The sequence below is a fragment of the Streptomyces sp. MB09-02B genome (genome assembly GCF_033794485.1).
Classification (GTDB): Bacteria; Actinomycetota; Actinomycetes; order Streptomycetales; family Streptomycetaceae; genus Streptomyces.
The window spans coordinates 1-21,873 of record NZ_JARGEE010000029.1 but is presented as its reverse complement, the minus strand read 5'-3'; the positions used below and the strand labels follow the sequence as shown (position 1 = coordinate 21,873).

At 67.7% G+C, this 21,873-nt stretch carries 11 protein-coding genes and 2 pseudogenes; 7 read left to right on the top strand and 6 right to left on the bottom strand.

The window, feature by feature from the left end; genetic code table 11:
• The first annotated feature begins 459 nt into the window (after positions 1-459).
• A complete protein-coding gene (locus P1P70_RS06875; RefSeq protein ID WP_319235441.1) occupies positions 460-3,507 on the top strand; it encodes a DEAD/DEAH box helicase in 3,048 nt (1,015 codons plus the stop codon).
• A gap of 164 nt (positions 3,508-3,671) precedes the next feature.
• On the opposite strand, the gene P1P70_RS06870 is transcribed toward P1P70_RS06875, so the two are convergent.
• Complete coding sequence (locus P1P70_RS06870; protein WP_319235439.1) at positions 3,672-4,781, bottom strand: hypothetical protein; 1,110 nt, start codon at positions 4,779-4,781, stop codon at positions 3,672-3,674.
• A 106-nt stretch (positions 4,782-4,887) separates the two neighbouring features.
• On the bottom strand, positions 4,888-5,199 hold the full coding sequence (locus P1P70_RS06865) for a WhiB family transcriptional regulator (protein WP_319235437.1): 312 nt from the start codon (positions 5,197-5,199) through the stop codon (positions 4,888-4,890).
• A gap of 239 nt (positions 5,200-5,438) precedes the next feature.
• Here P1P70_RS06865 and P1P70_RS06860 point away from each other — a divergent pair, with 239 nt between their 5' ends.
• Positions 5,439-7,685 (top strand): hypothetical protein, encoded by a 2,247-nt coding sequence (locus P1P70_RS06860; RefSeq protein ID WP_319235435.1) that lies wholly within the window; start codon positions 5,439-5,441, stop codon positions 7,683-7,685.
• Positions 7,686-7,866: 181 nt separating this feature from the next.
• Here the strand turns inward: P1P70_RS06860 and P1P70_RS06855 are convergent, their stop codons facing one another.
• Positions 7,867-8,085, bottom strand: a complete 219-nt coding sequence (locus P1P70_RS06855; protein WP_319235433.1) for a hypothetical protein — start codon at positions 8,083-8,085, stop codon at positions 7,867-7,869.
• A gap of 316 nt (positions 8,086-8,401) precedes the next feature.
• Positions 8,402-11,524: a hypothetical protein gene (locus P1P70_RS06850; RefSeq protein ID WP_319235431.1), complete on the bottom strand. Its 3,123-nt coding sequence runs from the start codon at positions 11,522-11,524 to the stop codon at positions 8,402-8,404.
• Between the two features lie 724 nt (positions 11,525-12,248).
• Here P1P70_RS06850 and P1P70_RS06845 point away from each other — a divergent pair.
• Positions 12,249-12,419 carry a hypothetical protein gene (locus P1P70_RS06845; protein WP_319235430.1) on the top strand — a complete coding sequence of 57 codons (171 nt, stop codon included), beginning with the start codon at positions 12,249-12,251 and terminating at the stop codon, positions 12,417-12,419.
• 1,791 nt (positions 12,420-14,210) lie between these two features.
• Here the strand turns inward: P1P70_RS06845 and P1P70_RS06840 are convergent.
• A pseudogene (locus tag P1P70_RS06840) lies at positions 14,211-15,265 on the bottom strand (transposase); the annotation flags it as partial.
• Positions 15,266-15,749: 484 nt separating this feature from the next.
• Between P1P70_RS06840 and P1P70_RS06835 the strand changes: the two are divergent.
• From P1P70_RS06835 to P1P70_RS06825, 3 genes and pseudogenes are all read left to right on the top strand, one after another.
• Positions 15,750-17,216 (top strand): cation:proton antiporter, encoded by a 1,467-nt coding sequence (locus tag P1P70_RS06835; protein ID WP_319235428.1) that lies wholly within the window; start codon positions 15,750-15,752, stop codon positions 17,214-17,216.
• A gap of 371 nt (positions 17,217-17,587) precedes the next feature.
• Positions 17,588-17,935, top strand: a complete 348-nt coding sequence (locus tag P1P70_RS06830) for a DUF190 domain-containing protein (RefSeq protein WP_319235469.1) — start codon at positions 17,588-17,590, stop codon at positions 17,933-17,935.
• Positions 17,936-18,261: 326 nt separating this feature from the next.
• A pseudogene (locus tag P1P70_RS06825) lies at positions 18,262-18,465 on the top strand (phosphopyruvate hydratase); the annotation flags it as partial.
• A gap of 416 nt (positions 18,466-18,881) precedes the next feature.
• Here P1P70_RS06825 and P1P70_RS06820 read toward each other — a convergent pair.
• On the bottom strand, positions 18,882-19,598 hold the full coding sequence (locus P1P70_RS06820; RefSeq protein ID WP_319235426.1) for an HNH endonuclease family protein: 717 nt from the start codon (positions 19,596-19,598) through the stop codon (positions 18,882-18,884).
• Between the two features lie 224 nt (positions 19,599-19,822).
• Between P1P70_RS06820 and P1P70_RS06815 the strand changes: the two genes are divergently transcribed.
• Complete coding sequence (locus P1P70_RS06815) at positions 19,823-21,751, top strand: hypothetical protein (protein WP_319235467.1); 1,929 nt, start codon at positions 19,823-19,825, stop codon at positions 21,749-21,751.
• The last annotated feature ends 122 nt before the right edge of the window (positions 21,752-21,873 follow it).

Genomic DNA, 21,873 nt, shown 5'->3' with positions numbered 1-21,873 from the left:
GAGCCTGGGCCGTGGACGGGGGCCGCTGCGCTGTTCACCGGGATGCAGGTCGCAGATCGCCGTGCCAGCGAGCTGGTACGGGCGACAAGTGTTCACATACGACTGGCTCCGAGCCCAATATGCATGAAACAGCAGATTCAGTAGACGAAATTTGATCATTTTTAGCGTTTAGTTGCGTAACTGCTGTCACGTGCGGACCATGAATCAGCTCCTGCGCAGGTGTACGGCCTCTTCCCACCGGTCCCGCAGCTCTCAGGGGCGCGTGGTCACCCGGGCCCGCTGACGGTTTGGGGTGACGTGCCGGAGTTGGGGTGCGGACAGAGAAGCAGGCTGGTGATGGGGTTGTTGCGTACGGAAGAGCTGTGGGCGGTTGCGCAGCAGTGGGCAGGTAACACGGTCCGACAGCTTCTCGTGCCGGCAGGGGATTTGCAGGTCTGTGACGGGCCGGACGGCCGGTTCGTGCACAACTCGTTCGGCCGCTGGGACATCGCCCGGGAGGGGACGGCGACGTTGAGCGCTGAGCTCCCCGATGGCGGTGAGGGGGCGGTGAGCTGGAGAGGGCCGCAGGATCTTCTGGCTCCGCAGGCGGTGCTCAAGTCGTATGCGGATGCGATCGAGTTGCACGATGCGGTGCGGGAGGGCGGCTTGAGGCCGCCGCAGGGCGGAGCCCTGCATGCGGTGATCGGGTACTGGTACTCGACGCTTCCCGAGCCGGGGCTGGTGGTCATGCCGACCGGCACGGGCAAGACGGAGACGATGCTGGCCCTGCTCGTGGCCTGCCGGCCCGAGCGGCTGCTCGTGCTCGTGCCCAGTATCGCGCTGCGGGACCAGATCGCGGCGAAGTTCGAGTCGCTGGGCATCCTGCAGCGGCAGGGCGTGGTCTCCCGCGATGCGCTGCGCCCGTGTGTGGGCCGGGTGACCCGCCGGTTCACCGACGCGGCCGATGCGAAGGCGTTCACGGCGGCCTGCAACGTCGTGGTGACGACGCCGCACGTGCTGCACCACTGCACGCCGGAGGCGCGGGAGGCGCTGCTGTCCGAGTTCAGTCACCTGATCGTCGATGAGGCCCACCATGCGCCGGCCTCGACCTGGTCGAGTGTGATTCGGCGGTTCGAGGACCGGAAGGTGCTGCTGTTCACCGCGACGCCGTTCCGGGAGGACGGCCGGAAGATTCCCGGGAGGACGATCTTCCGCTACCCGCTGCGCCAGGCTCAGCAGGAGGGGTATTTCACCCCCATCGACTACCGGACGGTGCTGAGTCTGGAGGGCAACGACCGCAAGGTCGCCGAGCTGGCGGTGCAGCGGTTGCGCGACGATCTGGCCGCCGGGCTTGATCACCTGCTGATGGCACGGGTCAACACCGTCAGGCGTGCCCTGGAGGTCTGTGCGCTGTATCGGGAGGTGGCGCCCGATCTTGGTCCGGTGGCGCTGTATGACGGGTTGGCGTCGCCGGCGCGCACGGAGGCGCTGGCGGGGATGCGGGATCGCAGCTGCCGCATCGTGGTGTGCGTGAACATGCTCGGCGAGGGCTTCGACATGCCCGAGCTGAAGGTCGCGGCGGTGCACGACGTCAGGAAGAGCCTCAGCCCGATGATCCAGTTCATCGGGCGGTTCACCCGCGGTGCGTCGACCGCGGCCGGCCGGATCGGCACCGCGTCCGTGTTCGTGGCCCGTGATCCTGAGGCGGCGTTGTCTCCGTTGCGTGACCTGCTGAAGGAGGACGCGGACTGGAATCTGGTTCTGCAGGACATCACCGAGCAGAGCACGGCCCGCAGCGAAGAGCTCAGCGAGTTCGATGCCTCCTTCTCGAACGTTCCGGACGGCATGGCGGTCAGTGTCCTGGAACCGAAGATGAGTGCCGTGCTGCACCGTGCTCCGTCGGGCGAATGGGACCCGCAGGCCGCCATCGGCCGCTACGGGGAGGAGCGGGTGCTCGGGCAGAGCGTCGCCACCGGCGCCGACGGGCGCATCGCCTGGTTCGTCGTGGAGCACCGCACCCTGGTGGACTGGGGTGCCCCGCAGTTTCTGGAGCAGGTCCTCTACGAACTGGTCGTCATGTACTTCGACGACACGCGCAGGCTGCTGTACGTCTACGGCTCTCACAAGCGGGGCGACTACACGGAGCTGGCCAGTGCGGTCCTGGGCGGTGACAGCCGGCCAGTCAAGGGACTCGACACATTCCGGGTGTTCGCCGGCCTGGACCGTGTGGTGGCCACCAACGTCGGTCTGCTGGACTCCCATGACCATTTCAACCGCTTCTCGCTCCTGGTGGGCAGCGACGTCTACGAGGCCCTCGACGCGGCGGCCCGCAAGAACCGCAGCCAGACCCACATCGTCGCCTCGGGTCTCGACGACGGCACCAGGGTCACCATCTGTGCGGCTCTGTCGGGTCGCTTCTGGTCCCCGCGCACGGCCCCGAACCTGCTGGCGTGGATGACGTGGTGCGACGAGCAGGGCGCCAAGATCCTCGACTCGAGCGTGGACCTCGAGCATGTGATGGCCGGCTTCATCATCCCCGTCGAGCAGACCGAGCGCCCTGACTTCCCTCTGCTCGGCATGGAATGGCCCTGGCAGTGGCGCGCCGGTCTCGGGGAGGGCCCGCCCTTCACGTACAACGAGCGGTCCCACCCCGTCACCGATGTCGGCTTCCGCGTGGACGACTTCTCCGCCGAAGGGCCACTCCTGTTTTCTCTCCTCTCCCCGGACTGGGAGGTCCCTTACAGTGCCGAGTTCACCGACCAGGGGCTCACCTACTCCCCCCTCGGTGAGGACGCCCTCGTGCGCTACCAGCGCACCCTCATCCCGGCCGCCGACTGGATCAACAAGCACAAGCCACATCTGTTCTTCGCCGGCGACCGCGTGCTGGCCCCTGACGACCGTCTGCTCGCGCCGCGCACGGACCTGCCGCCCTTCGACCTGTCCCTGCTGAGCGTGCTGGAGTGGAACGGCGTCGACATCCAGGTCGAGTCGATGGGACCACAGCAGCTGGCGCACTCTGTGCAGCACTACATGTCTCTCCACCTGAGCGGACAGCAGCACTTCGACGTCCTTCTCGACGACGACGGGGCCAACGAAGTGGCCGACCTCGTCGGCATCTCTGCGGACGAGACGGACATCACCATCACCCTCGTGCACTGCAAGTACTCCCACGAGCCCACACCCGGCCGCCGCGTCGCCGACCTGTACGAGGTGTGCGGCCAGGCCGTGCGTGGTGCGAAGTGGCGTGAGTACGGCGTCGAGGCATTGCTGCGAACCCTGTACAACCGTGCCGTGAAGTGGGCCGCCCGTAATCCGGGACAGAGCCCGTACCTGATCGGCAGCATTGACGAGCTCTACCGCATCCGGGAGCGCGCGCCTCATTTGCGCCCCCACATCAACACCGTCGTCGCCCAGCCTGGTTTGTCGGCGGCCGTATGCAGCAGCGAGCAGCAGCTCCTGCTGGCCGGGGCCCACTCCTGGGTCAAGGCAGTGACCAAGGGGACCTTCGTCGTCTACTGCAGCGCATAGACGAGGAGAAGAAGTCGGTGCGGGCGCCGACAGTGCTTGCTTGACCACGGCGAACGCGCCGCTTCAGGTGATCGTTTCCCGTGCCTTCGAAGACGGCTTCTGGTGGTTGCAGCTGATGAGAGCTCTTCCGCGATCAGGCGGTTTTGCCAGGGGGCAGGGTGGCGTCAGACTCGGCGGCAGCGCTCTCGAAGCTCGGATATGACGGCTTTTTCGCGTGCGTTGATGGCGCCGTCCACAGTGGCCACCCGGTCGGCTACGTCGAGGAGGTCGCTCAGATCCCCTCGCTCGGCGTCTATGCGCCGCCACACCTCGGCGGGGTCGAAGTCGACGAGGCCGGCGAGTTGTTCGTCGACGACCTGGTGCTGCTCCCGGGCCAGCCTCGTCAGGTGGCGCATCAGCAGTGTCTCCTCGTCGGAGGTCTTGTGGTTCGCCCGGATGACGAGCCACGCGACCCACAGCATCAGCTGCGGGTGCTGGCTGCGCCTGCTCAGGTTCTCGGCGAGTTCGATCACTCGGGCTTCGTTGCGGAAGACGGCTTGCGCGTGCCGCCCCGCGAGCAGTGTCGTGTAGTGGTTCGCTGCCACCGCGAGGGGAACGCCGACCCCGGGGATACCGATCTTGATGACGTTGCGCTGCAGAAGAGACTTCCCGACGAAGGGGAGTCCCTTCGCGGCGGTCAGTGCCGTTCGGGAGTAGAAACGCTTGATCACCCGCCGCGTCATGCCCGGGACCACCTTGAGCACGCTTTCCCGGACTACTGCCCCGCTCTTGATCGTGAAGGCCACTCGGATGAGCTTCCACATGTCATCGGGGTCGGACAGGTCGAGCGGGGTTCGATAGAGGACGGCAATGTCGTAGGCCAGGCGGAGCTGGAGCCGGGTGATGAATGCGAGATCGACCATCGTCGTCACGCCCGCGGCCGGGACGGTCGCCGCGGAGGCACCACCGCGGGGGCCGATGGTGGCGGCGATGGTCAGCGTGTAGGCGCTGGCCGACAACCCGCCTTCGAGTGCGGCATACCGGGCCGCCGTCTTGATCCGCTTGTCGACAATGGCGTCCGCGGGCAGGCCCTCATACCGCTCCTGGAAGTACTGCCAGTCGACGGTATTGGTGTAGGAGCTCAGGGCCTTAAAGCAGAGCTTGGTGAACCAGTCGCCCGACCTGATGTCGTCCAAGCTCAGCCCCGTGCCGAACTCCCGTAGCTCGGACCACTCATGGGCGACAACCTCCCGGTCGGTGTCGTCGCCGACGGCTTCACACGGAACCTCAGTCATGGCCAGTTCTCCCGGCGGTTGAGCGTGCAGTGCGGACAGGAGATGCAGCCGAGCTGAACGAAGCCTTTCGTCGGCGCTCCCTGTGCAACCTGAGATGTGGGTGGGGTCAACTCGCCTGCGGGATGGCAGGCGTGACGGCACGGTCGCGGCCGTGCTCCACGCGGGCCGTTTCCAGCAGGCGCCGCCAGGACGTGACCGTGGGCCGTCGCCTCAGCAGAGCCCGGCGCTCTCGCTCGGTCGTGCCTCCCCACACCCCGAATTCAATGCGCTGGTCCAGGGCGTAGGCGAGGCACTCGGTCCGAACGCCGCAGCCGCCGCACAGCGCTTTGGCGCGGTTTTGCGCTGCGCCCTCGACGAACAGGGCATCGGGGTCAGCGGTCCTGCACAGTCCTTGCTCACTCCAGTTCGTCTCCGCCATTCCCGGTGCCGCCCTCTCCCCTGGCCTGACCTGCGAGTTGCCCAGTGCCCCGGGCAACAGGCATATGACACTACGCCGTTGGAGGAGGGCCGTTCCAATCTCTGTCCTGCGGCATCACACCTTCGGGTGACCATGCTTGCCTCCCGTGCGCAAAGGCGCTAAGGGCCTGGGCCGGTGAGTTCACCGGGCCGCCGTGTCAGTGGCCGCGGTTAACCTCGAAGGCTTATACGGAGGAGGTCGTGTTGACGTACGGTTCGCTGACGCCGGAGGTGCCGCTGGGCCCCTTCGCGGTATCTCCCATCAGGGTCTGGTCCGCGCCGGGCAAGGCAGCCAAGCTGCATGCCGCGGAGCGCTGTTCCCGCATACGCGCCGGCCGCGTCACGTCGAGCGAGCTGCCGCTTGGGGCGGTGGTCAAGCGGATGTGCCCGCAGTGCGCCAGGTACGGGCAGTGGGCCCGGCCGGGAACCGGAGTCGGTCTGTTCCTGGGTGCGCTGACCGGTCTGGGTCTGCTGCACGAACTCGGCAGCTACGGCGGGGCGGACGAGGACACCTTCACCGACGACGAGGTGAAACAGGCGGCCGTCCTGCTCCTGCAGGCTCCGCAGGACGATGGGGAAGACTCCGACGCGGACGAGGAAGAGGAGGACGACTGGCGTGCACGGAGAGAGGCCCAGGAGGTACGCGACTCGGTCGTGGGCCAGTGGCGCAGCGCGGCGGCCAGTCAGCACCGTTCCCACCGCCTCCTTGCTCTGTTTCCCTGGCTGAAGCCCTGGGCCGATGCCGGTATGCGGCTCAAGGCCGATCATGTCGCTCTGCTCCAGCAGCAGGCCGGGCAACTGCTCTCCCGGGGGGCGCTCGCAGCGGCGGCCGGGGTGACGGCCATGGGCACCCCGGATCTGCCCGCCGAGGACCCGGTGTTCGCCCTGCTGGGCGCGCCCACGGCGGTGGCGGCGCAGTTGACATCGTTGTGGCGGCGGTGGAGCCGCCAGGCCGCCGACAGTTGGGAGCATCCTCGCGAACACGACCACCTCGCCTACGAGCTCGTTCGCGGGATCAGCAGCCGGCGCAAAGGGCGGGAGGCGGCGCTGGAGCGTGCACAGGGGCTGGTGGCGGCCTGGACGCTCGCGCTGCGCGCGGGTGCGGCCGGTGAGCAGGACGAGCGGATGCTGCTGGTCCGCCTGCCGGAGCAGGGGCTGGATGATCCGCTCGGCCGTGAGGAGACTTTCCTCGGCCGACTGAGCGAGTGGGAGCTGGGTGTGCTCGCCTGCTGGGCCACCGACGCGGACTGGGAAGGGTTGATCGTGACGCTGCGGGTGCCCGAGCCTGTCGCAGCCCGTCTGCTGTCCCAGCCTTCGGCATTGTCGTGTCTGACGCCCGAGCAGGCCGTCGCCGCGCAGGACGCGGCACCGCGAGCGCCCGTCGAGGCGGTGGGGCCAGGGGTGTTCGACGATACGCCGGTCAGTGAGCGGCGTGCGGTCACCGCAGGTGATCTGCGGGCGTTGCGTACCATCTCGCGAGAGGTGGACCAGCTGTATCTGGTGCTGTCCGTCGAGGCCGGACCCGAGGTGTTGCCGCTGTCCGTGCTGGAGGAGCGGGTCGCTCGCGGAGGCCGGTACGTCGTCGTGGCGGCTGCCGGGGATCTGCCCGACGCACTGGTGGCGGCCCGGCGTGAGGAGCTCACAGCCGACGCCGTAGCGGATGAGGATCCGGTCTGGATGCCCCACATCCACCAGTCCAGCCACCCGGACTTCGGCCGCAGCCTGGGCACGGCCGAGGGCGAACGGCTGGTGGTACGCCTGGCCCGGGGACACTCGCGCCCCGATGCAGCCTTGCGCTGTCTGCTCCTTGCCCGCGGAGTGGCGGATCTGCGCGATCTCGGGGACCGGCATGACGCGAGCGGCGAGCGCCGTGATCCGGTGCCCTTCCCTGTGTGGGACGGGCTGCTGGCCATGGAGCAGCTGGATCTGCGGCCTTTCAGGCCTGTCCGGGAGAACGGTGCACGGCGCGGAGGGTCGGGTCTGCCGCTGGGCGTCCTGGCATCCGTGCAGCTGTACACGACGGATGCTGCAGGGCAGTTCGAGGGCCGGGCTCACTCCCCCGGCTGCCAGCACCAGGGCCGCGACCGTGGTCTCAGCCGGTACTACGACCTGGTGACCGTCCAGCAGATGCTGGACGCCGAGCGATTCGCCCCGTGCAGCAAGTGTGGCGGCTACGCCACTCGCCGCCTGTCGACGACGCAGGTCGCCTACTACCGTGCGGCTCACCAGGTACACGACCTCGCCCAACAGGTCCAGTGGGTCCTGGGCCACCCCGACCTGGGAACGGACACCGCCTCGCTCCTGGCCAAGCTCAAGGAATGGGACGCCGCCGCCTCGCCTGCCGACTGGTTCGACACGGCCGATGAGGAGAGGCAGTGGAGCCGCTTCATCCGCCACCTCGTGCAGCAACTGCAAGCGGCAGTCGCCGATCCCCGGCCTTCGTCGTAAGACGCGGTCTCGGGCGGGCATCCGCCCGAGACTCTGCATCCGAACAGTTGCTGGGCCCCCGGCAATCCGTGCTCAGGCCTCCACCGGTATCGGAGGCGTCGCGGCGTGGGGGGCACCTACCATTCTTTGCGCAGCGCCTTGATCAAGGCCGTGTGCGTGGGGCCCAGGCCACGCAGTTGCTTCATGCTGCGCCGCAGGTTGTACGAGTCGGGTTGACCAGCGGCCGGATACACACTGCGACCATGTCCGGGCTGAGAAGGCAGTTGGTGGTCAGGACGGTTACTCCGTGTGCCAGGAGGAAGTCCAGCACGTGCAGTTGCTTGTCGCTGTTGTGTGACAGCCGACTGAGCGCTGACAGCGGAGCCACTTCGGCGTTGCCATCCTTGACCTGCTGCATCATCGCCAGCAGTGCCTGGGCGGAGCGGGGGTCGATGGCTGTTCATCGTGGATCTTCTCGTGGCTGCCCGGCAGGCCCGGTACAGGCACCTGGGGCATGCTGTAGGCGCGTTCGGTGTCCTCGTCTGATGCCATCAGGTCGGACACGGCGGTAAGGCACGCCCAGGCCCTGGGATACCTCGCGTCGAGTCCGGCCAGCGTGTTGTTGCTGACCGGTGTGCCGGGGCCCGCCCTGTCAGCAACGCCGGCGCTCCGCATCGCGCCGATCCGACAACCCCGGCTCCGCGTGTCACGGAGCCTGTCTGCTCACGCGTCGTTGCTCATGTGACTGGGGGGAACAGGGTGCCGTTCTCGTGCGGTGTGTCGCCGAGCAGGTCGCGGTGCGGAACGTCGTCTGTGCCGTAGCCGTAGCGGGCGCTCAAGAGGTGCCTGACGGCGGCCGGGTTGGGGGTCTTCATGGCCGTGCCCAGTTTCCAACGGCGCTGGCCGACGGCTAGCACAGTCAGCTCCATCTGTGCGCGGAGATTGGCGGGCGTGAAGGCGTCCAGGGGAAGGGGAGCCGTGTAGTCGCTTTCCGGGGTCTGGAGGAAGCGGGCGGGAAAGTCCGGCGGGATGCGGTCCGGGCTGAGCTGTTCGAGGCGCAGGTTGATGGCGATGTTGGCCAGGGCCATCAGGATGTGCCAGTCAAGCCACCCCTCCTGGCGCAGGTCTCGCAGCCCGGCGAGAGCAGCCGGGTCGGCAAGGAGGCGGGGCAGTGTCTCACTGAGCACGTGCGGAAGCTCGGCGTAGTTGTCGCGGATCATATCCAGTGCTCGGGTGCGGTCGTAGCCTGGTCCGGGCGTGGTGGGCTGGGCGAGTGCCGGGGCGGTGGGCGGCTGGAATTCCGTGTCCGTCCACGGGGGCATCGTAGTCTGCCGCAGGGTGTCGTAGTGGGCTTCTGTCAGCAGGCCGGCGACTTCATCGTAGGGGCGGACGCTCAGCAGCTTGTGCGTCAGTCCCTGGGCGAATGTCTTCTTGACCAGGGACATGAATGCCTGCGTGGGCCTGGCGCTGAGGTGCGCCAGCAAATATACGACTGCGGCAGACAGTTCCCGTTGGAGGGTCTCGGGGTCTGCCGCGGCGCTGTAGGGGCTGAGGATGACGGTGCAGTCGACGGCGCGGTTGTTGGGTTTGAAGGTGACCCTCTCCGTGCCGGCGAAGGGGGTTCCCGTGATCACCCGGAGGTGGATGTCCTGGGGGAGGAAGAGCGGGTCGTGCGAGGCGAGTTCTGTGAGGACGATCTGCAGTGCGGCTGTGAGGCGCTCGGCGGCCAGGACGGTGGTGCGCGTGCTGTCGTACCGGATGCGCCATGTGGTGCCCAGGGCTGCGAAGTTCAGTTCGCGCTGGGGTCCCACATCCGAGAACGGTCGTCCGTTCAGTTGTTCTTCTGTGTTCTGAATGAACTGCTGCTCGGTGTGGGTGAAGCTGGGCCGAAGCTCTGTGAGGAGTTCGTCCAAGTCGCTGAGGTAGTTGGGGCCCGTGAGCTGTGTGAGGGCCCCGCTCAGTTCGGGACGGAAGCGCTCCGCGCTGAGGAGCACCATGCCGGCATGGAAGTCGAGTTGCTGGATGTAGGGGTGAGAGGGGTAGTCGTCTGGGGCTTCGGCGTACAGGTGGTGGGTCATGAAGGCGAGCCCTGCGAGGGCAAGGGCGTCGCCCCAGTGTCCCGCCGTGTAGGTGTAGTTCATGGCTTCGGTCAAGGCGGCGGGCAGCATGTCTTCGTGCTCCCCGCCGGAGGATGAGGCGGCGACGGCAGCAGCGGCGAGTGCGTACTGCCGGGCAGCTTGCTGCAGGTTCAGGTCTCCGTAGATCTTTCCGATCATGCGCATGGTGAGCAGTGCGCCGCGCAGGGTGTCACCGTGCCACCAATTGATCTTGACTTTGTGCAGTTCGTGCAGGGCGTCCAGCGCTCTGCCCGCTCTCAGGAACGCCATCGCACGATGCCGGCAGCGTGCCGCGACGCTGCTGTCGCCCGCGATGTCTGCCTGCGCGGCGTCCAGCGCGTCACGGATCTTCTCGTAGCGGGGGTCCGCGGTCAGGGCGGGCGCAACCAGCTGGAACGTCTCGCTCACACCACCGACCGGGAAGGCACGGGCCTGCGGCAGCAGGTCGACCAGCTGCTCCAGATAGTCCATGGCGTCGGTGACATCCAGCGGCCGGCTCTCCAGGCTGATCTCGGGCACGATCTCGCCCTCCAACCGCAGCCGTGTGGCCTCGAGCGCGGTGGGCAGGGCTCCGGCCTGCGGGCGCGTGACCTCTGGCCAGCGTGGTTGGAGGCACAGGCGGGCAGCCACGTCGAGGAGCGATGCCTTGCGTACGGGGTAGACGGCTGCGTCAGTGCTCCCGATCAGCGTGTCTGCCCGTTCCCGCAGGCGCAGAGCCAGGTCACGTAGTTCCTCAGCACTGACCGTGCCGAGGTGTCGCAGCCAGGAGCCGCCCCAGGTCAACAGCAGCAGGTTCGCATCGTCCAAGAGCGAGACACGCTCCGATGACAGGGCGGCATCGATGACGGCCCGGATGTCCGCTTCGACGCCGTCCAGCGTGTTCTTCCCGCGCAGCACGGCCCACGCGCGCTCGTAGCGGGCCCTCAGGGCGAGGTCGTCGTCTTCGTCCTCGACGAACTCCCCGATGTAGCCGAGCCACTCGGGCAGGTCCACCCGGGCTTCGGCATCGAGCACTGCGTGCCGCAAACCGTCCCGCACCTCGGACAGGGCCCCAGGAGTGAGCCGCTTTGCGGGCCGCTCCCGCAGGGCGGTCAGGGTGGCGCGGTACCAGTCCGGCTGCTCCTGCGCAGGCTCGTCCGGGATCATCGCCGAGGGCAGATCCAGATACCGCTGGGCGACCCAGACCAGGTCGCCCTGGGTGAGCAGTTGGGCCACTGCCTGCCCGTCGAAGACGTCCAGGCCCACGTCGTAGGCGTCCCGGGCATGCTCTTGCAGCCGGTGCCGCGCCGCCACCGGGATTTCGTGCGCAGCGAAGAAAGCCACCCGGGCGACAGGTTCGCCGCGGCTGCAGATCGACTTCAGGTCCTCACGGACCTTCCCCTCCAACGGAGGCTTCTGCACAGACGCTGCCACAACCAGCGGCTCGGTAGTGGCGCGGCCGATGAACCCTCCGACCCCGGGAAGCTCATGGGGCAGGCTCGTGTAGTAGGACTCGGCATCACGGCCCTGGTCGCCGCCGGCACTCACTGGTCCGGTAGCCGGCACGATGTTGCTGCTGAGTCGGCGCAACGCAATCTGGAACACGATCTGCTCGAACACATGGTGCTCGTTACGACCCGCCAAGTGCACAAGCAGGAACTGGATGTAACGTTCGGTCTCAGTGGAAGTCGCCACGCAGGGATTCTCCCCCGCACCACTGACAACGCGCGTCTGCAGCGGACAGCAGTGCAGCGACAGCTCCACGGAGACGCTGCTTCTCGATGACTTCAAGACAGCGCTGGTGGCTGCAGCCGGTCGGCGGGGCGCATGTTGACATCGCTGTGGCGGCGGTGGAGTCGTCAGGCCGCGCGAGGCGTTCGATGCCGGCGGCGGCGCCCCTCCGCTGCCGACCGTTACGGCCTGGGCACCGGGCCGGATTGGACTGGCCCGCCCCGGCCTCTCCCCCGTCGACCTGGTGTGAGGACTTCTGCCGGCCCTGCGTGCTGAACACGCATCACCAGCAGCGCCCCGCCGACGCCCCGTCCTGCACAGGCACCTGTTGCGAGACCACTACTGGCAGCCTCGACCTGCACGCCCGCCAGTACAACACCCAGCACTGCCGGCCCCCTACATCTGGCGGAGACGCTTCGCTGCTGATTGCCAATTTTGCTGTGGCCAGGCCCAGTTGGCGCTAGTGTCTGGACGGCTGGGCGGCAGCCCGGTGGCAGTGGGCGCCCCTCGGGGCGTCAGCGGTGAGGGCCCATGGCGGACCGTCCGGTGGCGGCCACACATTTGCCTCATCGCTCCTGCGGAGAGCAACCGTCAGGCCTGCGCAGCCCGAAGCGAAGGAACACCCCCTGCTCGGCCCCGGCCTGCAGCCGGAGACACCACCCTGAGTCGCTGCACCGGCGCGATCTCGGTTCGTCACCTGTAGGTGGCCGGACTGAGCGCGCCCGTTCTGTCCGGCCTTGTTGAAAGGACGGGACGGATGGACGAGGTCACGATCGGTGTGCTGGCACTGTTCGGTTTTCTCAACATCGCTCTCACGCATGGCGCGAAGCTGGCACGCGACATCGAGGAGTTCATCGAAGCGTGGCGTGGGCCGGCCCGCAGTCTGCGGCGGTGGCGGCGCCGTCGGCGGCAGCACCGCCAACGGTGATGCGGCTGGCGCTCATGCTGCTGCCTGACTGGAGTCGGCCGGGTTGCGCGGTTACCGGAACACGGTGCTGTCGGGGCGCAACGCCGGCCCATGGGTGGCTGATTCTCGCTGGCGCGCCGCTGGGGGTCTGCTGTCTGACACCGGGCGATCATCTGCCGAGGCGGGAGTGTTCCGGGGCCGGGGGCGCTGGCCCAGTCGTGAGACTTTCCCGGATCCCGGCCCTTTTGAGCCCCTGACAGCACACGGCGCCTGTCAGCCTCGGCGGCTGGCGCTGGTGGGATGCGACCGGTTGGGGCGGTTGGAGCGGCTCGGGCAGTTCAGGGCAGCACAGCCTGAGCGGTGTGCTGGGATCGAGGTGTGTACTTCTCCCCCAGTTCCAGGACCAGTTGGGGTTGTCTGCCGTGCGGCCTGGCGATGTGTCCGCACGCACCACAGCAGCGAACCCATCTGGACGCCACCGTCTGAGAGGGTGATGATGCTGGCGCCACAGCCTTTGCATGGCACGCCACGCCGTGCTCCGCGGTCTGCAGACGTGACGGAGGACGGCATCAGCTTGGCAACAGCGGGTGTCAGCAGCAGTTGGGGGGCCTTCAGACCCCTGACAGATTCGCGCGCCTCCTGCTGGGTGGGCTCTGAGGAGTCTGTCCTGCCGTGCGGATCGCGTGGTGGTGTCCCACCGATCCGAAGTTGCCCATGCAACCCCGGATGCGTATCTGACCCTGCCCACTCCCCGGTGGCCAACCAGCCCGGAACGGGGTAGTTGCGCGCACGTCCCGATGCACCGGACCGGGCGCCGCTTCAAGGGCCTTGAAGCGGCCGACTGCCGACCCTCGACAGAGTGCCGCTGGGCGAGCTCGCATCTGAAGCGGCTGACGTGTCTGCCAGGGCGGTTCGGAGACGAACCGCCTGCGCCGGAAGCCACACAGGCCTGGTCGGTCGCAGCTGCCGCAGCCACCCTAAAACCGACAGCGCCAGCAGGACGGTCGCGCATGGCCAGCAACCACCACTTCCGGGACGCCACCATCGCCAGGCTGCGGAGGGACACGGGCACCCCTGCTGCAGGCGCACTTCGATGAACGCCAGCTTGCTCCTCGCCTCCGCCCACCCCTCTCGGAGCGACCTCCACCCCCAAACCAAGATCAACTTCTCCATAACCCCCAGGACCCCCAATCCCAAGAAATTATCCGTGGAGTTGCGACATTCTCGATAGAGATGCGGCACCCCAGGTCACAGGCTTGCCACCGAGACTCCCAGGAGTCCTGGCATCCCATCAGGGCAGGTCAGCCATACAGATGACTCAACCTCGATTTCTGTGAGTTCAGTTGAGATGTTGCAGGTCACAGCGATGGGCATGTCTCAACTGTACGAATAACCGACAACCAGCCGGTGCCCGGCACCGAGGCCGATCCGTGCGCTTCCCTCCCGACCAATCCTGCCTGGGGAACACTCGGAGCGCATTGCTGGCTTCCGGCAATCTTCACTCGATCCTCCATGCCGATTCCTGCTAAGAACGCGTCAAGATGCTCACCAGGACGAGTGCCCGACGAGCAGGGTCGGTCCCGGCACCGCCTGCTCCAGTGCCTCGGTCAGCCAGTTGCCCGTACCTTGACGCTGAGCCCAGCAGCAAGATCGCCGAGAACCAGGCGCACGACTATGCGGCTGAATTTTTGATGCCGAGCGCCGAAATCCTTGCGGAGCAACCGAAGAGGCTGGACGGGGAGGCGCTTTGCGCACAAAGCGACGCTGGGGCGCTTCGCTCAAGGCCCTCGTCTACCGTGCCCACGCCCTCGGCGCCTTCCGGGAGACGACGTACAAGCGCGCCATGATGATGCTCTCCCAGAACCCGAGGGCCTTGGTCTCTTCGAGGAGATGCTGGACGGGGACGGCGGGATCTTTGGCCGGGCGTTTGCGCAGGCTCGCTGTAGGGGTCGACGAGGCCGGCGCGGTATTGGGGGACGCGGAGCATCCGCTTGGGCCGGTCGGCTCGCGCGTAGCGTTTGACGGTGTTCAGGGCCGACTGGAGTCGGCGGGTGCATTCGAGCAGGCCCACGCCCTTCTCGAGCAGGTTGTGGACCTGGTGCTGGCGTTCCAGGGTGGTCTGCGCGCGGGGCCCGTCGTAGATGGGCGCGTCCAGCACGGCGGCCCCGCAGGTGCTGTGTGCCTTCACTTCGCTCGGGGCGGCCTCGCACAGGTTGTGCCACACATGCCACTGGACCGTGTCCGGCAGGGCACGGCGGATGGCCTCGACGTAGGTGGCTGAGGAGCCGTCCCGGCACACGACCTCGATGCCCTGATGCCCGTGCAGCCACGCTTCCAGCGTGTCGGCGGTGCGGTCGGGCAGCACGTCGGTCCGTTCATGGGTCTCGGCGTCGATCACCACGGTGGCGTAGCGGTGCCGCCGGCGCAGTGCGAAGTCGTCGACGCCGATCACGCGGGGCACTCGGCCGGTGGGCAACGGGATGCGCGGCACGGTGCGCAGGGCCGTGTGGCGCGACAGGCCCACCGCGATTATCGCCGGCAGACGCGATCCAGCCCGGCCCGCCACGCTCCAGCACCCCGGGCATCTGCTCACGGAAGGTCTGCCGACAGCTGCGTGTGGGACACACCAGGCGCCGCACCCGCACACGGACCATGACCCGGCGGTCGTCCACCGGCACATCGGCCACCGTCCACCAGTGGTAGCCGTGCACCCGCCCCTACGAGGCCCCGCACACCGGACAGACCGCGGTGCCTCGAGGAGTCCGCGCCCGCACCACGATCCGCTCACCCTCGTCGGCAACATCCTTTATGACTAGCGAGAACAGCCCCGAAAACACCGTCTGGACAAGCTCGTTGACATTCACCACATGAAGGTCAACCCGTCGGCTCGGGGGTGGAGTCGTGCGTAGAGGTCGGCTGAGGGGTGCCGTCGCGACTGCACACGGACATGCCATGTGTACGGACTCGTGCCGGGGTCATGCAAGCGGCGCGTGCGGGGCCACGGGGCACGGTTGACGTGTTCGGCTCAGACGCCGGGGGGCGGACAGGCCGTCACCGACCAAGGGCCGGCTGCAAGAGCGTTCGATTGCGATCGTTGTGCCGGGGCCCGCGCCCCGGATGTTCGCGGCACCCATTGCCCCGACCGCCTGGACGGGAACCGGTGGTGGTCGCACCCGGGGCCTGTAGCCCCGCGGTCGCGGGCAGCGGCGAGGCTACGCCAATTGCGCCTCATAGAGGGCGAATGTCCTTTATCTATCTATACGCTCCCTCTCGTTGGAGTGGGCTTCCCCGCGCCTCCAGCACTCGATTCTGTGTCCTCGACGAGTTGGAGGCGGGCCCATGTCCCTGACCGTGGCCGAGGTGGCCAGAATCCTGATCGTGCTGACCGTCTTCCTGATAGCGGCCCACCTCGGCGCCTACGTCTTCGCGCGGTTGCGCCAGCCGCCGGTGATCGGCGAGATCGTGGGAGGACTGCTGCTTGGGGGGAGCGCCCTGGGCCTGGTCGCCCCGTCGGTGAGCGGCTGGCTGGCACCGTCCGACAGCCCCACCGCTCATGTACTGGGTGCGGTATACCAGCTGGGCACGATCCTGATGGTCTTCCTGGCCGGGCTGGAGATGCGCCAGGGCGGTCTGGGCGCGGAGCGCAGGACCGTTCTGTTCACCACCGTCGCCGGCCTGGTGATCCCGTTCGCAGCAGGCCTGGCCATCGCTCAGGCGGTGGACGCCGGCGATTTGGCAGGCCCGCACGGATCCGGCCTGAGCATCTCCCTGGTCCTGGGCCTGGCCATCGCTGTGACCAGCATCCCGGTCATCTCCCGGATCATGTTCGACCTCGGCATCATGGGCAGCCTCTTCGCCCGGACGGTACTCACGGTCGCCGTCGTCGAAGATGTCCTCCTCTACGTCGTCCTGGCGGTGATCCTCGGCCTGGCCCATGTCCGGGCGGACACCTCTTACGGTCTGCACGCCCTGTTCCACACCGATTCGATCGGCTGGGACGTGGCCTACTACGTGGCTGCGTCGCTGCTGTTCTTCGCCGTCTGTCTTGCCGGGGGACGGAGGGCGTTCCGTCGGCTCGCTTCAGGCCCCCTGGCGGCGCTGGAGCGACGCAGCCCGGCGGCGTTCCGGATGGTGTTCCTGTTCGCCCTCTGCGTGTGCTGCATGGGCCTGGGAATCGATCCCATCTTCGGCGCGCTCATGGCAGGCATGGCCATGGCGGAAGAAGAGGACGAGGAGAGCGGTTCACCCGGGTTGAGCGTGGTGCGGGGATTCTCGCTGGCCTTCTTCGTGCCGATCTACTTCGCACTGGTCGGCTTCCGCCTCAACCTCGTGCACGACCTGGATCTGTTCTTTTTCAGCTGGCTGTTCGCCCTGGCCTGTGTGATCAAGTTCTGCAGTGTATGGGCGGGCGCGCGCCTGTCCGGCAAGAGCCGGTCGTGGTCGACCCACTTCGCGGTGGCGATGAACGCCCGCGGCGGCCCCGGCATCATCCTGGCGTCGGTGACCTTCGGCGCAGGGATCATCAACGGCAAGTTCCTCGTCGCGCTGGTGCTGCTGTCCATCCTCACCTCGCAGCTCGCCGGTGTGTGGTTGACCCGGGTTCTGGCACGGGACCCGGCGTTCATCTCGGGGGATCCCGCGTTCGTCTCGGTGGAGGAGCCGCACGTGCGGGTGGAGGTCATGCCCGGGCAACGGCCCGGTGCGAATGCGGAGAACGAGGGTGAAGCCGGAGGCGGCGTTCAAGGTCACGTCGAGGACCCCACCGACCGGATGGCGTCCCCGGCCGCTGGAGAGGGCAAGCATCCAAAGGCGGAGTAAGTGCCCGAACCCTGGCCACCATCGGCACCAGACCGCCGTCGGCGATGCCGGAGCCATCACCGATGGCCCGAGCATCACGCTTGAGGGGCTGATGGCTGCTCCCAGGAGTTCCTTCAACGGGCAGCAGAGACGCCGGAATGGGCAAAGGACGTCGGTGAAGGCCGGGCGCAGCACTACGCGCACCTCAGTACCGGCGCGTTGTGCTGTTCTGTCAGGATTTCACCCTATGCTGTCGCCGTCCCATGCCGGGGGGACACACGGCAGGGTCGCGGTGGGACTGGTGTCCATGGGGTTGAGCCCGGTGGCGGTGTGGATGCGGTGGCGGCCCTGCGTCGCATGATCGGCTGGAGGCAGGCATGACGCCCTCGACAATGCGTTCGACGGGAAACGGGTTGAGGGTGACGGTCTTCACCGGAGAGAGCGACCTGTGGCGCCGCAAGCCGGTGTTCAGCGAGATCGTCCAACGGGCCCGCAAGGCAGGGCTGGCCGGGGCCAGCGTGTTCCGCGGTATGGAGGGTTTCGGAGCCTCCTCGCTGATCCACACCAGCCGGTTTCTGTCGCTGAGCGACGGCCTGCCTGTCATGGTGGTGATCGTCGATGACGAAAGTCGCATCCGTGCGTTCCTGCCGGAGCTGAGCGAAGTCGTCGGCGATGGCCTGGTCCTCCTGGACGAGGTCATGGTCATGTGCCCGGCCGACAAGGGGGCCGCACGACCATGAATGACCCCTCGATGCCTTGGCGTCGTATGTGGTCGGCGTCGCTGACGAGGCGGTGCGGCACCATATGACGTGCTCCTGTACGGGTGGTTCAGCGGTCGGTGGCAGCCGCGGCGGGCGGATCGGCCAGGAGGAGGCGCGGGGCCAAGCGCACGGCCCATGGGGCGAGGTCGCGCAGGCCGAAGCGAGGGGCCGGTACAAGGCGGCGCGCGAGACGCGCTGCAGCGCGTAACCGGTGCGGTCGGCTGAGGGCCGAGCTGTTCGGCGCCGGGTACCCGCCCCCCGGCCCTGCACCGACGACACCTTCCGATCCACCCGCACAGCGCACTCGCGAGGCGGGCTACGCCCACACGGTCTCCCACCGCTCCGGCGAGACCGAAGAAGACGCCTTCATCGCCGACTTGGTCGTCGGCGCCGCCTGCGGCCAGATCAAGTCCGGTGCAACAGCCCGCGGCGAACGCGTCGCCACGTACAACCGGCTTATCGAGATCGCCACCACCGAGCCGTCCCTGTCCTACGGTCTCACCCGCTGACCGGACACCGCAGGTCCGTCTTGGGCGTCATCGCGGTTGTGGGCGCTGGACCCACAGTGAGGGTGCAAGCTGCCGCCGCCCACCAGGTGAAAGGCACCTGGTGGGCGCCGTTTCGCCGTCGCGCTCTTCCGGTCCGGGGCAGCCGATCACAGTGATGTCGTCGTGGCCCGGGGCGCCCGCTCTCCGCGTATGCAACACAGTCCTCACCGAGGTCAACGGCCTTCCGCGGCCGGTCGCTGTGGTTCGTCGACGGGGCAGGCGGCACGCCCGGGCCTTGCCCGCGGCGGCGCCCAGTGCTCCGGCTTCAGGGGCGGATCGGCTGGCAGGCGGCCATGCGCGGGAGCCGCCATACCAGCACTTTGCTGACCGACTCCGTGGGGTGGGCTCGTGCGTTCAGATCCGGATCGCACCGTCCGTCAGGAGCAGGTGTCCAGCATGGAACTCAGCGCGGCCTTTTCCTTGGCGGTGACAGAGAGCCCGTATGTGAACTTCACATGGGTCCATGCCCTGCTGTACACGCAGTGGTAGGCGGTGTTCGGCGGGACCCACTGGTCGGGAGACTGGTCACCCTTCGTCCTGTTGGCGACCACCGAGACGGCGACGAGCTGCGTGGTGGACAGGTCGTTGGCGAACTTGTGGCGCAGTGCCGAGCTCCATTTGTCGGCTCCCGAACGCCATGCGTTGGCCAGAGGGACGACGTGATCGACGTCGACCTGCGATGCCGTCGTGAGGATCCGGTCATCGTAGGGGCTGTGCCATTGCTGTGAGGCCGACTGGGCCTGTGTGCCCAGGCCGACCCGCTTGGCATCGCGGCGGATGACGACCTGTTGGGTCTTGGGCCAGTGGTTCTCGATGGCCCAGTGCTCGAACGTGTCTCTGCTGTAGCCCTCCAGCGAGTGCGGAGCCTCGACGGTGAGGGCGGCGAGTTCCTTGCGGACCACTTCGGCGGGCGGTGCCTCGGGCACCATCTGCGGCTGGGCAAGGAGTCGTGCGGACTCCGGAACGGACGCGGGTGCGGGTGCGGCCGACCAGAGCGCGGCTACGGCCACGGCGAGAGGGATGGGGAGGAATGCCGCGACCAGGGCGACGGCGACACCGAGGCGGCCTGACAGGTCTATGTGTGGTGTATCCATAGGGAAACGTATATCCCGCATTTATCTGGCATGCAGGCTTGAATTCACCTAAATGGTCAAGTCTGTTTGGGGTGCTGGTCCTCTTCGCCTCGACGTCAGGTGAGCGTGTCCGGCCCAGAAGTGAGGCATGTACTGCGGCTGAGCGGGGTGAGCACGTACTCCACGCACACCCTGTGATCGACATGACGCCGGACGACAGCCGCGGACAGCTCAACAGCGCATAAATCAAGGTCGACGGCCACCGGACCGTGCTGTGGCGCACCGAGGACAGCGTCCGGCTGCAGTCGCGGACCGGCCGCGACGTCACCGCGCTCTGGATGGACCTGGCCGTGGCCGCCATGAGCCTGCCGCCCGGCGTGATCCTGGACTGCGAAGCCGTGGTGTACGTCGCCGCCGACGACGGCAGCGTGCACATCAGCTTCGCCGCGGCGCAGTCCCGCGCGCTGTCCCGACCCCGCCGCGCGAGGGAGCTCGCCGACCAGCACCCGGCAACGTACGTGGCCTTCGACATCCTGGCCCACCCTGGGGCGGGCTTCCCCGACCTTCGGCCGCGTCCGTACACGGAGCGCCGCCAGGTCCTCCTGGACGTGCTCGCCGACGCCGGTCCACCGATCGTGCCGGTGTGGTCGACCACGGACCTCGAGGAAGCCCTGCTCTGGTTCGAGACGCTCGAAGGAACCGGTTGTTTACGCACAACTGCCGTGTCTCATACAGCTTGTTGGAGCGACGCGTCGAACGCACTTGTTGGGTGTTCTGCGCTGTGTCCCGTCCGTACGGTCGGTGGCATGGAGCTGGCGTTCTACTCCAGTGAGGGTTGGGAGTCCTGGGGGTTGTCGGGGAAGCCGACGATTCCCGAGGGGATGGCGTTCCTTGTCGACGATGACCTTCTGTTCGAGGACGGGCGGGGGTTGCGTGCGACAGCGGTGGCCAACGAGTGGTTGCGGTTGCGGCCGACGGAGAGCTGTCCGGCGCCGTCGTCCTGGGGGACGTACGCGAGGATCCTGCGGGACTGGATCGTGGCGGCCCAGCTGCACGGGGTCCAGGTCTTCGACACCCGGGATCGGCTGAAGGCTCTGCTGAGTACGTATGCGGTGGACCGGGCTACCGGGGACCCCAAGCGGCGGTTGGGGGCGGTCACGTGGAACCAGCACATGAGCGTGCTGGGGATGTTCTACCGGTGGGCGATGGCCGAGCAGTACGCCACGGCGATGCCGTTCACCTATCAGCAGGCGGTGATGCTCTACGCCGAGACCGTCCGCGAGGTCCTGGTCAATCAGGCCCGGCGTCGGGTTCCGAAGGAGCATGTGACGATCAAGTACCTGGAGGACGACTTCGCGGCCACGTTCGTCAACGGTCTGGCGGGGCTGCGGCCGGACGGGAGCGAGGAGGAGGGGCCGGGTCGGTTTCGCGGCCGGCATCTGGCGCGCAACGGCGCGGTGGGCGAGCTCGTGATGTCCTCCGGTACGCGGCTGCAGGAGTTCTCCTATCTGTTGGTCTGCGAGATTCCGCCTCTTCCGCCGGCGCCACGGTTGATGCCGATCGCGTTTCCGCTGCCGGAGGCGATCACCAAAGGCAGCAAGTTCCGTGTCACCTGGACTTCGTACGGTGCGCTGGCCCGTGTGCACTCCTACCTCTCCTTGGAACGCATGCTGGCCTGCGAAGGCTCTGTGTGGCGGCCGCCGAGGCGGTGGGGTGCCCCGTTGTTCGTGAGCGAGATGGACAGCCGGGGCGGGCGGGTGAACGGGCGGCGCGTGCAGTGGCATACGCTGCGGCCCGCCGAGCGCCGCCGTCTGGTGGCTCCCGATGGCGGCTCGATGCTGCTGGCCGTCCGCTCCGACGGCGGCCCCTTCACCGCCTGGTCGACGGTGTTCGAGCGGACAGCGCACAGGGTCCGGGAGCGGTCCGAGCCGCGGTTTCCGCACGTGCATCCGCACTGCTGCCGGCACACCTTCGCGATGGCCACGATGGAGCGGCTAGTGGCCGGCTTCTACGAGCAGGCCGCGCGGCTGTCCGCGGCGGGCAGCGACGCCGATGCGGCCCTGTCGCACTACCTGACGACCACCGAACTGAAGTTTCCCCGTGATGCTGGACACTCGATGCTTACGCCGCGAGGGCGTGTCCTTCGTGTCGCTGCCGGATCTCCAGCGGCGTGAGGTAGCCCCAGACTGGATGCCTCCGCAGCCGCTTGCGGTTGAAAGAAGGTCTCGATGAAGGTGAAGATCTCAGCGCGGGCAGTGGTCCGGTCGGGCCAGCGGCGGGTGCCGATCTCCGCTTT